The sequence below is a fragment of the Sandarakinorhabdus rubra genome (assembly GCF_010994245.1).
Classification (GTDB): Bacteria; Pseudomonadota; Alphaproteobacteria; order Sphingomonadales; family Sphingomonadaceae; genus Sandarakinorhabdus; species Sandarakinorhabdus rubra.
In genome coordinates, this window is record NZ_WMHO01000043.1 from 1 (window position 1) to 14,651 (window position 14,651).

The 14,651-nt window shown below is 68.1% G+C and carries 11 protein-coding genes and 1 pseudogene; 2 read left to right on the forward strand and 10 right to left on the reverse strand.

Translation table 11 applies throughout. The annotated features are described in order from the left end of the window. From GJV64_RS04385 to ahcY, 8 genes are all read right to left on the reverse strand, one after another. Nucleotides 1-785: outer membrane protein (locus tag GJV64_RS04385; protein ID WP_164156064.1), on the reverse strand; the 785-nt coding region annotated here is incomplete at its 3' end. A gap of 213 nt (nt 786-998) precedes the next feature. Next, entirely contained in the window at nt 999-1,760 is a 762-nt protein-coding gene (locus GJV64_RS04390; RefSeq protein WP_164156065.1) for a nucleotidyltransferase family protein, read from the reverse strand. Further along, the gene (locus tag GJV64_RS04395; protein WP_164156073.1) at nt 1,760-2,731 is read right to left on the reverse strand and encodes an aminoglycoside phosphotransferase family protein; all 972 of its coding nucleotides are present in this window, start codon (nt 2,729-2,731) and stop codon (nt 1,760-1,762) included. The genes GJV64_RS04390 and GJV64_RS04395 overlap by 1 nt, the downstream gene beginning before the upstream one ends. Beyond that, on the reverse strand, nt 2,728-3,189 hold the full coding sequence (gene tsaE, locus GJV64_RS04400) for a tRNA (adenosine(37)-N6)-threonylcarbamoyltransferase complex ATPase subunit type 1 TsaE (protein WP_164156066.1): 462 nt from the start codon (nt 3,187-3,189) through the stop codon (nt 2,728-2,730). The genes GJV64_RS04395 and tsaE overlap by 4 nt, the downstream gene beginning before the upstream one ends. Beyond that, nucleotides 3,170-5,212, reverse strand: coding sequence for a TonB-dependent receptor domain-containing protein (locus GJV64_RS04405; protein WP_164156067.1), 2,043 nt, complete (start codon nt 5,210-5,212; stop codon nt 3,170-3,172). The genes tsaE and GJV64_RS04405 overlap by 20 nt, the downstream gene beginning before the upstream one ends. Nucleotides 5,213-5,275: 63 nt before the next feature. Continuing rightward, entirely contained in the window at nt 5,276-7,312 is a 2,037-nt protein-coding gene (locus GJV64_RS04410) for a TonB-dependent receptor (RefSeq protein WP_235927594.1), read from the reverse strand. Between the two features lie 80 nt (nt 7,313-7,392). Continuing rightward, nucleotides 7,393-9,327, reverse strand: coding sequence for a TonB-dependent receptor domain-containing protein (locus tag GJV64_RS04415; protein ID WP_164156068.1), 1,935 nt, complete (start codon nt 9,325-9,327; stop codon nt 7,393-7,395). Nucleotides 9,328-9,421: 94 nt separating this feature from the next. Continuing rightward, nucleotides 9,422-10,810 carry an adenosylhomocysteinase gene (ahcY, locus tag GJV64_RS04420; RefSeq protein WP_164156069.1) on the reverse strand — a complete coding sequence of 463 codons (1,389 nt, stop codon included), beginning with the start codon at nt 10,808-10,810 and terminating at the stop codon, nt 9,422-9,424. Between the two features lie 175 nt (nt 10,811-10,985). Here ahcY and GJV64_RS04425 point away from each other — a divergent pair, with 175 nt between their 5' ends. Beyond that, entirely contained in the window at nt 10,986-11,687 is a 702-nt protein-coding gene (locus GJV64_RS04425) for an SDR family NAD(P)-dependent oxidoreductase (protein WP_164156070.1), read from the forward strand. Nucleotides 11,688-11,761: 74 nt separating this feature from the next. Continuing rightward, entirely contained in the window at nt 11,762-13,855 is a 2,094-nt protein-coding gene (locus GJV64_RS04430; protein ID WP_164156071.1) for a prolyl oligopeptidase family serine peptidase, read from the forward strand. On the opposite strand, the gene GJV64_RS04435 is transcribed toward GJV64_RS04430, so the two are convergent. Beyond that, nucleotides 13,845-14,219, reverse strand: a complete 375-nt coding sequence (locus GJV64_RS04435) for a YbaN family protein (protein WP_164156072.1) — start codon at nt 14,217-14,219, stop codon at nt 13,845-13,847. The genes GJV64_RS04430 and GJV64_RS04435 overlap by 11 nt on opposite strands. Nucleotides 14,220-14,242: 23 nt before the next feature. Continuing rightward, nucleotides 14,243-14,651: pseudogene (locus GJV64_RS04440) on the reverse strand (hypothetical protein); the annotation flags it as partial.

The window sequence follows — 14,651 nt, forward strand, 5'->3', positions numbered from 1 at the left end:
GGCGGCGGCGGGGGAGGCGGGGGAGGCGGCGGGGGAGGCGGGGGCGGCGGAGCCGGCGGCTCCGGATCGCGGCCCAGGTTGAACGTCACCGTTGCCAGCACCGAATGCGACCGGAAGTCGTATTCATAGGTGGACCTGAATTGCCGGTCATCGATCTTGCCATTGTCGACCTGGAAGTAGCGATACTTCACGCCGAGATCGACCATCTTGCTGACCGGGAAGCGCAGGCCGGCAAGGCCCTGCCAGGCAAAGCGCCAGTCGCTCTGGCCAAAGAAGGCGGTCGCGCTGGGGGCGTTGAAGCTCACCGTGTGGTTGATCTGCGCGATACCGGCACCGCCGCCCGCGAAGAACTGGACGCCGTCATCCTTGCCGATGTCAATGAGGCCGTTGGCCATGAAGCTGAGCGCAGCGGTGTTGCCATCGAGCAGCCGGCCATTGGTGCGCGAATAGTCTTCCACGACCGGCGCGCCGGTGGTGCTGGAGAGCGTGCGCACAAAGCGGTTGAGCGCCGCACGGCGGTAGCTGGCCTCGGCCTCAAGCCGGAAGGGGCCGAAGTCGTAACCCAGCACGCCGCCGATGTCATAGCCGGTGCGCGGATCGGAAAAGGCGGTGTTGTACCGGTTGGCAGCTGGGGCATTCGCCGCATCGCTGACCCGGTTGAAATCGACGTTGCGCGGGAAGGTGGCGCCAGCCTCGAGGCCGATATACCATTTCTTGTCCCGCGCAGCGCCCGGCGCTGCCAGCGCCGTGGATGCCAGCGCTGCAATGATCACCAATCGTTTCATGTGAGCCCCTTCCTCATTTCCGGCTGCTGCCAGCCACCCCGGTAATGCCACGCATTTGTTCGCGCAGCATGATAGTGCCACCGAACCTGGCGTTGATCCTGACCCCCAAAAGACAACGCCCGATGACGCACGTCTAACCCGCGTGCCTGCTCCCACCGAGGCCGATTCCAGCCAACATACTGTCATGTGCCGCCAAAATCATCAAATTCCTTGTCACATGTGCAGCAGCAAGGCCTCGGTCTGTCCGATGCTGGCCGGCGTGCCGACATGGAACCAGAGGCCGGGGTGGCTGATGCCGAACATGCGGCCGCTCGCGAGCGCCTTGTGCCAGGCGCGCCACATGGTGAAGGGCTCTTCCGGTTCGCCCTCGAACAGGGCGCGGCTGATGATCTGCACACCGGAATAGACGAACGGCGCCATCTTCAACCCGGCGCGCGGGCTGAGCTGACCCAGCCCGTCCATGTGGAAATCGCCGCGCCCGTCATAGCCATGGGCGCGGGCCAGCGGCACGAGCAGGAGCAGGGCATCCATGGCGCCGGCGTCCCAACGGCTGGCCAGCAGGCGCAGCGTGTCGGCCGGGCCGTCGATCCACATGTTGTCGGCATTGATCGTGAAGAAACTGTCCCCCTGAAGCAGCGGCAGCGCCTTGACGATGCCGCCGCCGGTTTCCAGCAGCCGCGCGCGCTCGTCGGACACGTCGATGCGGGCGGGGGTCGCCCGAGCCTTCACCGCCGCCTCGATCTGGTCGGCGAAATAATGGGCGTTGACCACGGCGTGGCTCACCCCGGCGGCGGCCACACTGTCCAGCGCGCGGTCCAGCAGACTGCGGCCCGCCACCTCGATCAGCGGCTTGGGGCGGGTGGCGGTGAGTGGCCGCATGCGCTTGCCCAGCCCAGCGGCCATCACCATGGCGCTGGCCGGCAACACGCAGTCTATGCGCGGCTTCAGGGTGAGGGGCGGGCGGATGCGGCCCATCAGGCAACCTCGACGCCGCGTCGGGCACTGGCCGGCACATGCGCATCGAACCAGGCCTTCACCGGGGCCAGCGCCGGATGTGCGAGATTGGCGTTCACCAGCTCCCACAGGCGTGGGTGGAAGGCCGGGTAGGAAGGCTTGCCGTCGCGCACATAGAGCCGGGTGAAGACGCCCAGGATCTTGATGTTCCGCTGTGCCGCGAGGATCGCATAGGCGGTGCGGAAGGCGGCCGCGTCCAGTTCGGGGCGGAGGGCGATGTAGCGGTCGATCATCGCCGCTTCCAGCGTCGGCGAGACAACCCGCCTAATGTCCTGCAACAGGCTGGCCAGATCATAGGCCGGGTGGCCGGCGAGCGCGTCCTGATAGTCGAGGAGGCCCAGCCGCCTGAGGCCGGGGCGATCTAGCAGCATCAGATTGTCGGCATGATAGTCGCGCAGCACCAGAACCGGTGGATGGGTGAACAGCGCCGGCCACAGCGGCGCCCAGGCCGCGTCATAGCCGGGGGCTTCGGCCACGCCCACGGCCGGCAGATACCAGTCCGGAAACAGCCGCGCCTCGCGCAGCAGTTCCGCTTCGTTGTAGGGCGGCACGTCAGTCGGCGGATACCGGTGGAGTTCGGCGAGCAGGTCGACGGCGGCGGCATAAATATCCTCCTCCGCCCGTGGATCAGCGGCCAGAACCGGGTTCACCCGCGCATCGCCAAAATCCTCCAGCAGGATCAGGCCCTGCGCCAGATCGGTGGCCAGCGGCTGCGGGGCTGAAAAGCCCAGCGCATCGAGGTGGCGGCCGATGGCGAGGAAGGGTCCACTGTCCTCCTTGTCGGGCGGCGCGTCCATCAGCACGGCGGTGCGACCTGCCAACTCCACCCGGAAATAGCGGCGGAAACTGGCATCGCCGGCCAGCGGGCGCACGGCGGCCCCGCCCCAGCCATGGGCATTCAGGAAGGCACCGGTGCCGGGCGGCGGAATCATTGCGGAAAGGGAGGAGGCCACCGGCCTTCCCAAGCCGGCGGCGCGTGCCAAGTCAAGCGCCGGGGCGCATCGCCGCTGCCCTCCAGCCGCAACCGCAGCGCATCGGCCGGCAGGCGGTTGCCCAGCCGCTCCGGCCATTCGATCAGCAGCGCCGCATCGGTTTCGAACAGGCCCAGCGCATCGGCTTCGGCCGGGTGTTGCAGCCGGTAGAGATCAACATGCCAGACCGGCACCGGCAGCGCTTCATAGGGCTGCACCAGGGTGAAGGTGGGCGACGGCACATCGCCTGCCCAGCCCAGCGCCTGCAGCAGGAAGCGCGCCAGGGTGGACTTGCCGGCCCCCAGATCGCCCGACAGCGCGATGACATCAGCAGGCCTCAGCACGGCGGCGAGTGCGGCGGCAATCTTTGCCGTGTCGGCCGCGCTGGCCAGGTGCAGCTCAGAAATCGAGGGTGACATAGGCCTGCACCAGCCTGCCGGGAATGGGGCCATAGGCGCCGGCGCCGCGCAGATCGTAACCCTGTTCATCGAACAAATTGGTCACCTGCAGGCGCAAGAGCGCATTGTTGCCAGCCAGCTTGAAGCGATAGCGGCCACCCAGGTCGACAATTGTGCGGGCCGGAATGGCGACCCTGTTGCTCACGGTCGCGGTCTCGCTGCTGCGATAGGCGATGCGGGTGTCGAACGACAGGCCCGCTGCGAACGGCGGCCGCCAGTCGGCACTGAACTCGAACCGCTGGCCAATGGCGCCCACCGGGCGCTCGCCGATGCTGCCCGCCGCCGTGGCGGGCACGGTCACCTTCGGCCACAGCCACACGCCACCGGCCACGATGCTGAGCGTTGGGGTCAGCGGCCCGGCGACAGAGGCTTCGACGCCGCGGTTGACCACTTCGCCCAGCACGTCGAAGCGGTTGTTGGCGTCGAGGTTGAAATAGGGCTTCGAAATGTCGAACACGCCAGCCACCAGCTTGATCTGGTCGGTCAGCGCCAACCGCAGGCCGGCGTCGATCTGGCGGGTGCGGATGGCCGGCAGCGCCTCGTTGCGGTTGGCGGCATTGCCCGGCGCGACACCGCTTTCCTCCAGGCCATTCACCGTGCCGGCATAAACGACCAGCCGCGACGTGATGTTGGCGGCCACGGTGATGTTGTACAGCAGCAACTTGTCGTCAGTGGCCTGCACGCCGCCCACCGTGCCATTGCTGGCTGGCAGATCGATGCGCTTCTTGTAATCGGTCCATTGCAGGCCGGCGGCCAGCTCGCCCACCCCCAGCCAGCGGCCTTCGTAGCCGATCCCGCCCGTCACCTGCTTCACGTCGTCGAACTGCTGCGGGCTGAAATTGAACACCGGTTCCGGCACTTCGGACGGCGTATCGATCTGGACCGGGCCCAGCTCCAATATGTCCGACCCGCCAAAGCGGCGATCCCCGCTGCGCCCGCGCACCGCGACGTGGATCAGGTGCCGGCGCGGACCGTCGTCGATCTGGCGGGTGAGGCGCACCTCCCCGCTGACCGCGGCGAAGTTGAGGCGCGGATCGACGATCACCCGCTGGGTGCCGGTGCGATCAGGCTGGAGGCCGCGCACCAGGTTGGTCATCTGGCGGTCACGCAGGCGCGTTGACCGGAACAGGCCGGCGCGCAGCTGCCATTGCGGCGCAAAACTCCAGTCAGCCAGCACACCGGTGTTGATGTCGAGACCCTGGCCGTTCACCCATTCCGGCCCGAAGCGCTGGCGACGCGGCAGCAGCGGCGGCAGATACTCCGTCGCTGTCTGGAAGCTGAGGCGGTGATCGTCCAGCCATTGGCGCACCACGCTGACGAAGGGCACCAGGGTGAGGCCGGGCGACGGGGTCCAGCGCGCGATCAGCGTGCCGCCAGCATTGTTGTCCCGTGTCTTGTCAGGGCCGTTCTCCAGCCGCAGTGAGGCACCGAGGCCAAGGCTGAGCCGCTCATCGACCGGCAGCACCGCATCCACTTCGGCGTTGACGGTGCCCCAGTCGTCGGTCGCCAGCAGCAGGCTGCCCGCCGCCGTGTCGCCGGGCCGGCGGAACCCGAAATCGACAAGGCCGGTGGGCGCCGGGAAGGGACTGCCCAGCGCCGACAGGCCAACGCGGATGGTGGTTGTACGACTGAGGCGCGTGCTGGGCGGCACCACCGGATCGAAATAGAGGCCGTCGATGCGCACATTGCCGGCTGCGATCGGCGAGAAGCCGCGCACGTTCATCTGGTTGTAGATGCCGATCACCTCCCGGCCGATGGTGCTGCCAAAGGCATCGCCAACCTGGCGCACCGCATTTTCCGCCGAGCGGCTGCCGGTGGCGGCCACGGCGGACTCAGGTTGGGCGGGTGGGGCAGACAGGTCCGGCTCGTCGGTAGGCGGCGTGGCAGGCGGCGGCGGCGTGCTGTCGTTGGGCTGCGTCTGCGCGACGGCGGCAACCGGAGCCAGCAGCAGCGCTGTGGCCGCAATGACGATCTGGCCCTTCATGCCCCCTGCGTTCGCCGCTTTGGCGGCAGACTGCAAGCACAGAGGCCAAACCATGCTGCGATTTCAGAAGTCGACGGTGAGATAGGCCTGGGTGACGCGGCCGGGCAGCACCGTGTAGGCGCCGGCGCTGCGCAGTTCATAGCCTTGCTGGTTGTTGAGGTTGGTGGTCTGCACGCGCAGCACCGCATCATTGCCGGCCAGCTTGAAGCGGTAACGGCCACCCAGATCAATCAGCGTGCGGGTGGGCACATAGACCAGGTTGTTGACCGTTGCCACCTCCGGCGAGCGGTAGGAGAGGCGCATGTCGAACGACAGGCCGGGGGCAAAGTCGGGCCGCCAGTCGGCCGAAACCTCGAAGCGCTCGCCGATCGCGCCCACCGGCTTGCGGCCCACCAGGCCGCGGGTGACGGCATCGCCGGTGACGCGCGGCCACAGCAGGCTGGCGCCGGCCACCAGCGACAGTTCCGGCGTGATCGGCCCGGCGATGGAGGCTTCGAAGCCGCGGTTGATCACCTCGCCCAGCACGTCGAAGCGGTTGTTCACGTCGAGGTTGAAATAGGGCTTTGACACCTGGAACAGGCCGGCCACCATCCGCATCTCGCCGCCCAGCGCCAGCCGCACACCGGCATCATACTGGCGGGTCTGGATCGCCGGCAGCGCCTCGTTGCGGTTGGCGGCGACGTTGGGGGCAACACCCGATTCCTCGAGGCCGGTGACCGCGCCGCCATAAAGGCTGATGCGGTCGGTCAGCACCACGGCGGCGGTGACATTGTAGAGGATGGGCCGGGCATCGATGGCATTGAGCGCACCGGGGAAGCCGATGCGCTTCTTGTAATCGGTGCCTTGCACACCCACCGACAGTTCACCCACCCCGTCCCAGCGGCCCTCATAGGCGATGCCACCGGTCCATTGCTGCACATCGTCATCCTGCTGCGGGCCGAAGTTGCGTTCCGGCAGCGGCAAATCGGGCGCGCGTTCGAAGATGTTGACAGGGCCGAGGTTGATCACGTCTGAGCCGCCGAACCGGCGATAGGCCTTGCGGCCGCGCAGCGCGACATGGATCTGGTGGCGGCGCGGCCCGTCCATGATCTGGCGGGTCAGCCGCACCTCGCCGCTGGTGGAGCCGAAGAACAGCGCCGGATCGCCGGTGATGCGCTGTTCGCCATTGCCCTCGGGATCGCTCATGCGCACCACGTTGGCGAACTGGCCGGTGACGCGGCGCTGCGACCGGAACAGGCCAACGCGCAACAGCCAGCCTTCGGCCACCGTCCAATCGGTCAGCACGCCGCCGATCAGCTCGGTGTCGCCACCGCGCGCCCACCAGGGGCCGAAGAACTGGCGGCGCGGGAGGCGCGGCGGCAGGAAATCACCAGTGGGGATGCTGTTGGGGCCGTGATCGTCGATCAGCGTTTCGCGCACGTTGATGAAGGGCAGCAGGCTGAAGCTGGCCGACGGCTTCCACTGCGCGATGAAGGCGCCTTCAAAGCTGTGATCGCGGGTCTTGTTGAAGCCGTTTTCCAGCACCATGCCGGCGCCGACGCCGATGCTGAGCGTGTCGGTCACCGGCAGGCTGGCGTCGAACTCGGCGGTCGGCGTGTTCCAGCTGTTGTAACCGATGAGCACGCTGGCGGCCGCCTCGTCGCCGGGGCGGCGCAGGCCCAGATCAACAATGCCGGTGGGGGCCGGGAACGGGCTGCCCAACGCCGACGGGCCGACGCGGATGACAGTGGCGCGCACCAGCCGGCTGGACGGGGTGACCACCGGGTCGAAATAGAGGCCGTCGATGCGCACGTTGCCGGCTGCCACGGGCGAGAAGCCGCGCACCCGGTCCCGGTTGTAGAGGCCCGACACTTCCCGGCCGATCGAGGTGCCAAAGGCATCGCCGGCCTGGCGGACGGCATTCTCCGCCGATCGGCTGCCAGTGGCGGCGACCGGCGCATCCGGCGGCGTCATGTCCGGCTCGTCCCCAGGCGCAGGCTCTGCCGGCAGCGGCAAACTGTCGTTGGGCGGCACCTGCTGAGCCGCTGCTGGCACGGCAAATACCGCCAGCATGGCCGCCGCCAGCCGTGCCGCGGCCGTGTTACACTGTCCCCCTGTCATGGCCTGCTCCATGGCCAGCGGAAACGACCAAGTCCAGTGCAAATGCGCTGCGGTGCCGCCGGCCCGTCACAAATCGACGGTCACAGGTCGACGGTCAGATAGGCCCGGCCGGCGCGGCCCCACACCGGGCGATAGGCGCCGGCGCCGAACAGCTCATAACCCTGTTGGTCGAGCAGGTTCTCCACCTGCACGCGCAGGGTTGCCGCGGCGCCGGCCAGCCTGAAGCGATAGCGTCCGCCCAGGTCGACAAAGGTCAGCGCCGGAATGGCGACCCGGTTGGAGACGGTCGCGGTCTGGCTGCTGATGTGATAGGCGCTGGCGTCGAACGACACGCCGGGCAGCCATGGTGGCCGCCAGTCGCCGCTGATCGTGTAGGTTTCCTTGATCGCGCCGACCGGGCGGCGGCCCACGCCGGGCACATCCGCCGTGACGCGCGGATCGAGCAGCACCGCGCCGGCCACCACGCTGAAGTGCCGTGTGATCGGACCGCTGAACGAGGCTTCCAGCCCGCGGTTGCGCACGTCGCCCAGTTGCCGGAACCGGTTTGCGGCATCGAGGTTGAAATAGGGCTTGGCGATCTCGAACAGGCCAATCACCAGCCGCAGCTCGCCAGCCGGATTCCAGCGCAGGCCGGCATCGAACTGGCGGGTGCGGATGGCCGGCAGCGCCTCGTTGCGGTTGGCCGCCTGTTCGGGGGCAACGCCCGATTCCTCCAGACCAGTGACATAGCCGCCATAGGCCGCCAGCCTTGAGGTGATCACCACGGCGGCATTGGCATTGAACAGCAGCGGCTGTGTGCGCGTTGTCACCGGCACCACACCAGGCAGGCCGATGCGCTTGAAATAATCCGTGCGCTGGAGGCCCAGCGACAGTTCGCCCACGCCGTCCCACTTGCCCTCATAGCCGGCGGCCAGCGTCCATTGCCGGAAGGCGTCGCGTTCCTGCGCGCCAAACGTCACCTGCGGCTGCGGGGTCGTGATGCGTCGGTCCAGCGTGGTTGGCCCCAGATCGACCACCGGGGCGCCACCAAAGCGCCGCTGGGCATCGCGGCCACGGAAGGCGAGGTGCAGCCGGTGGGTGCGCTCCCCGTCCAGCCAGGCCCGGGTCAGCCGCACTTCGCCGCTTGTCGAACCGAACAGCAGCGGCGGATCGACAATCACCTGGGCGCGCGCCGAACCATCGGCCTGCACATCGGTGAGCAGATTGGTATAATCCTCGAAATACTTGATCGAGGATCGGAACAGGCCCGCCTTCAGGCCCCAGCCGCCGCCCAGGTCGGCATCGGCCACGGCGCCGGCGTTCAGCTCCGTCTCGCGGGTGCGCTGCCAGGCCGGGCCATTCCAGAAATTGCGCGGCAGCCGGGGCGGCAGCACGTCGCCGTCCGGCACATAGATGGTCGCGGCTTCGTGGAAGGGGGTGTAGGCAAGGCTGATGAAGGGCACGATCTCGATGCCCGGCGCCGGCCGCCAGCGCGCAATGGCGGCGCCCTCGTAATAATAGTCGCGGGTGCCGTCGCCCATGTGCTCAAGGTTGATCTGGCCGCCCAGGCCCAGGCTGAACGCGTCGCTGACGGGCAGGGCGATATCCGCCTCGATCATGCGGGTGCCCCAGCTGTCCACGTTGGCAAGGATACTGGCGCCGGCCTTGTCGCCGGGCACGCGCAGGCCCAGGTCAACGACGCCGGTGGGACTGGGGAAGGGCGAGCCGAGCTGGGTCGGCCCCACCCTGATCACGGTGGAGCCGCTGATCCGGTCCGACGGGAAGAAGACCGGATCGAAATACAGCCCGGCGATGCGGACATTGCCAGCGACGCGCGGCGAGAAACCGCGCACGTCGCTGTCGTCGTAGATGCCGATCTCCTCGCGGCCGATGACGGTGCCGAACGCATCTCCGGCCTGGCGCACGGCGTTCTCGCCGGCGCGGTTCCCGGCGGACGTGAGCGGCGCCGGGGGTGCCTCCTGTGCAGCGGCGGGCAGGGCGGCCAACAGCGCGGCAGCGGAAAGGGAGGATTTCATGAACAGGGCTCCGACGCTGCCAGCATTGCGCCCGTGGAATGCTGGCAGCGTCGGCAATGGTCAATCGGCGTGCGACCCCACGCCGCCGGCCGGATCAATAGCGATAATGATCCGGCTTGAACGGGCCGCTGCTTTCGACGCCGATATAGGCGGCCTGCTTGGGATTGAGCGTGGTCAGCTTTACGCCCAGCTTGTCCAGGTGCAGGCGGGCCACCTTCTCGTCGAGATGCTTGGGCAGCACATAGACCTTGTTCTCGTACTGCTCGGACTTGGTCCACAGCTCGATCTGGGCCAGCACCTGGTTGGTGAAGCTGGCCGACATCACGAAGCTGGGGTGGCCGGTGGCGCAGCCCAGGTTCACCAGGCGGCCCTTGGCCAGCACGATGATCTGGTTGCCGTCCGGGAATTCCACGATGTCGGTGCCCGGCTTCACTTCGGTCCACTTGTAGTTGGACAGGGCGGAAATCTGGATCTCGCTGTCGAAGTGGCCGATGTTGCACACGATGCTGTTGGGCTTCATCGCCTTCATGTGCTCGGCGGTGATCACGTCCATGTTGCCGGTGGCGGTCACGAAGATGTCGGCGCGCTTCACCGCGTCTTCCATGGTGACGACCTCGAAGCCTTCCATTGCGGCCTGCAGGGCGCAGATGGGATCGATCTCGGTGACCATCACGCGGGCGCCGCCGTTGCGCAAGGAGTGGGCGCTGCCCTTGCCGACATCGCCGAAGCCGGCAACGCAGGCGACCTTGCCGGCAAGCATCACGTCCGTGGCGCGGCGGATGGCATCGACCAGCGATTCCTTGCAGCCATAGAGATTGTCGAACTTCGACTTGGTCACGCTGTCGTTGACGTTGATCGCCGGGAACGGCAGCCGACCCTGCTTGGCCAGTTCATACAGGCGATGGACACCGGTGGTGGTCTCTTCCGAAACGCCCTTCAGGTTCTTCACGGTTTCGGTGAGATAGCCCGGGCGGGCCTTCACGAATGCCTTCAGCGCGCGCTGGAACTCGACCTCTTCCTCGTTCTCCGGCTCGCCCATGGTCTCGCCGGCTTCGAGCCGGGCGCCCCACAGCGCGAACATGGTGGCGTCCCCGCCATCATCGAGGATGATGTTGGCGGTGATGTCACCCCAGTCGAAGATGCGGCCGACATAGTCCCAATAGGCGGCCAGGCTCTCGCCTTTGATGGCATAAACGGGGATGCCCCGCGCGGCGATGGCGGCGGCGGCGTGATCCTGTGTGGAAAAGATGTTGCAGGTGGCCCAGCGCACGTCGGCGCCGAGATCGACCAGCGTCTCGATCAGCACAGCCGTCTGGATCGTCATGTGCAGACTGCCGGTGATGCGCGCGCCCTTCAGCGGCTTGGCCGCGCCAAACTCAGCGCGCAGCGCCATCAGGCCGGGCATCTCGGTTTCGGCAATGGCAATCTCGCGGCGGCCGAATTCGGCGAGGCCGAGATCGGCGATGGCATAATCATGGGCCATGATACGGGTTCCTCTACGGGGGACGTGTCTGCCGCCTCCCCTAGGCGGCGATGGCCTGACGGGCAAGCATAAAGATTGCTTTATATGATCATGTAAGGCGGCGCGCTGTAACGCCTCGCGCGCCGGCGGCGAACCTCTGGCTGCCCCAGAACCCGCTTGCCGCAGGAGCCGCCGCATGAAGATCCACAACTGCATCGCCTTCGTGACTGGCGCCAACCGCGGCATCGGCGCAGCGGTTGTCGAAGCGCTGCTCGCCGCTGGCGCTGCCAAGGTCTACGCGGCCGCGCGCAGCGCCATCAGGCACCCTAATCCGCGCGTGGTGCCGCTGGCGCTCGATGTCACCGACGGCGCCGCCATCGCCGCCGCCGCCGCGGCCGCTGGCGATGTCGGCCTGCTCATCAACAATGCCGGCGCGCTGGAGGGCGGCGACCTGTTCGCTGCCGGTGCCGAGGCGGTTGAACGGCAGCTGGCGGTCAATGCGCTGGCCCCGCTCCGGCTGGCGCTGGCGCTTCTGCCGGCCCTGCGGCGCAGCCAAGGCGCCATCGTCAACATCCTGTCGGTGGTGGCCTGGGCGCCGATGCCGGGCCTGGCCGGCTACAGCGCCAGCAAGGCCGCCGCCGCTTCGCTCACCGGCTCACTGCGCGCCACGCTGGCGTCAGACGGCGTGTCGGTCCATGCCGTGTTCCCCGGCCCGGTCGATACCGCCATGGCCGCCGGCATCGATCTGCCCAAGACCAGCCCCGCCGAGGTCGCGGGTGCCATCCTGGCAGGAGTCGAAGCGGGCGAGGCGGAGATTTTCCCTGACGCCTTCTCGCGCCAGATTGCGGCCGGCTGGTTTGCCGATCCGCGTGCCGTTGCGGAGCAATTTGCCGCCTGATCACGTCGCGGCTGGCAAAGCGGCGCGCACCTTGGCAAGGTGCGCGCCGTTGTTGTTTCGGGAGCCTTCTACCCGTGCGCCTGCTTGTCGCGAGTTTGCTGCTGATGATTGCTGCCCCTTCTGTGTCGGCCCCGTTTGCTTATCCGCCGACCGCCGCCGGCCCCGAGGTTGAGGCCCGCCACGGCCTCAGCGTGCCTGATCCCTATCGCTGGCTGGAAGCGGATGTCCGCACCGATGGACGCGTGGCCGATTGGGTGGTGGCGCAGAACCGGGTGACCGATGCCTATCTTGCCACGCTGCCGCGACGCGAAGCCATCCGCCGGCGCCTCACCCAGCTGTTCGATTATGAACGCTTCGGGGTGCCGCGCGTGAAGGGCGGCACCAGCTTCTTCACCCGCAACAGCGGCTTGCAGAACCAGTCGGTGCTCCATGTCCAGGCCCCGGGAGCGGAGCCGCGCGTGCTGATCGATCCCAACCCATGGGCGGCCGACGGCGCCACCGCGCTGGCCGAGTGGGAGCCGTCGCCCGATGGCCGTCACCTCCTCTATGCCGTGCAGGATGGCGGCACCGACTGGCGCACTCTTAAGGTGCGCGAGGTCGCCAGCGGTGGCGACCTGCCCGACACGATCGAGTGGGTGAAGTTCAGCGCGCTGGCCTGGAAGAAGGATGGCTCGGGCTTCTATTATTCGCGCTTCCCGGCGCAGGATGGGCCGAAGTTTCTGGGCGTCAGCCTCAACCAGGCAGTCTGGTTCCACCGGCTTGGCACGCCGCAAGCGGCCGATGTGCTGGTGTTCGAGACGCCCGAGCATCCCAAGCGCGGCCACACCGCCGAGGTGACCGAGGATGGCCGCTGGCTGGTGATCACCACCTCCGAAGGCACCGACAGCCGCTATGAGGTGCGGGTGGCCGACATTGCCAGCGGGGAGGCGCCGCGCCCGCTGATGAAGGGCCTTGAGTATGACTGGCAGCTGGCCGGCAGCCGCGGCGACATGCTCTATTTCCGCACCACCAAGGGCGCGCCGCGGGGCCGCATCATCGCCAAGCACGCCATCACCGGGGCAGAAACCGAGATTGTCGCCGAAACCGCTGCCACGCTGGAGGCCGCGTCGCTGGTGGGAGACCGGCTGGTGGCGCAGACGCTGGAGGACGCAAAATCCGTCGTCCGCCTCCACGCCCTCGATGGCGCGCCGGCCGGGGTGGTGGCCCTGCCCGGCATCGGCAGCACCGGCGGCTTCGAGACGTCGGACGACGGCATCACCCATTTCGCCTTCGCCAGCTTCGCGACGCCGACCTCGATCTGGCGGCTGGACACCGCTACGGGCCGGGCGACGCTGGTGCGCGAGCCCAAGGTGGCGTTCGACCCGGCGGATTTCGTGGTCAGCCAGATCTTCTACACGTCCAAGGATGGCACAAGGGTCCCGGCGTTCGTGGCGCACCGCAAGGATCTTGACCTCGCGCGGCCGCACCCCACGCTGCTCTATGGCTATGGCGGCTTCAACATCAGCGAAACGCCGGCCTTCAGCGTGGCGCGGCTGGTGTGGATGGAGATGGGCGGCATCTTCGTGCTGCCCAACATCCGGGGCGGCGGCGAATATGGCGAGGCCTGGCACGACGCCGGCCGCCTGCTGAAGAAGCAGAATGTGTTCGATGATTTCATCGCTGCCGGCGAAGCCCTCATCGCCCGGGGCCTGACGACGCCGGCGCAGCTCGCCATCCAGGGCGGCTCCAACGGTGGCCTTCTGGTGGGCGCCGTCACCAACCAGCGGCCCGACCTGTTCGCCGCGGCGTTGCCGGCGGTCGGCGTGATGGACATGCTGCGCTATGCCAACTGGGGCGCCGGCCGCTATTGGGTCGATGATTATGGCGACATGAACGTCCCTGAGATGTTCCGCACCAATCTCGCCTACAGCCCCTATCACAACATCAGCGGCGGCAAGGACTACCCCGCCATCCTCGTCACCACGGCCGACACCGATGACCGCGTGGTGCCGGGCCACAGCTTCAAATATGCCGCCGCCCTGCAGGCCGCATCGATCGGCGACAGGCCGCACCTCATTCGCATCGAGACGCGCGCCGGCCATGGCAGCGGCAAGCCCACCGACAAGATCATCGCCGAGGCGGCCGACCTGTGGGCCTTCGCCGGTTACTGGACCGGGCTCACGCGATAGGTTTGCGCGGGCCGTTGGGCCGCGTCAGGATGAACAGGCAGGTGGCCGGCAGGATCACGGCCTGGATGATGATGACGCGGGTCGGCGCGCCGACCAGGAAGGAAATGCCGAACACCGCCGCCATCGACAGCACGGCCAGCAGCTTGGCGCGCGGCGCGATGGCGCGGTGCTTCTCCCAGTTGGTGATCAGTGGCCCGAAGGTGCGGTTGGCCAGCAGCCAGTCGTGCAGACGCGGAGACGATCGGGCAAAGCAATAGGCGGCGAGCAGCACGAACGGCGTTGTCGGCAGCAGCGGCAGCACCACGCCGGCAATGCCGAGGGCGAGGCTGGTCAGCCCGATCAGAAGCCACAGGGTGCGGAACATGGCGACACCCTAGCAGGCCCGGCTCAGGCCGCCACACTGTCTGCGTGCCCGCGCGGCATCGCCGCAGCCTGATCGACCGCGGCGCCGCGCGCCGGCGGCAGCGCCAGGCTGCGTCTCTCCAGCCGCGTCTCGTCCAGCGCCGGCCTGTTCGGAGCGGCGGCCGGCAACCCGGGCAGGCTGAGATCGGCCGTGAGGATACGGGCGAGCAGTGCGCGGGTGGCCTGCCACAGCGGCACATGATGGCTGCTGCTGTTCCGGCCGCCGGTGAACAGCCGCACGATCAGCCGGTCGCGGGCTGGGCTGTCGGCGCCATCAAGGGCGATCCCGATGCGCCCGCCGCCACAGCGCGCCACCACGCCATCGAGACTGCCCACGCCGCGCAGCCGAACCCGCACCGGCTCGCCGCGCGCCACGCCGTCCCCGGCCAGCGCG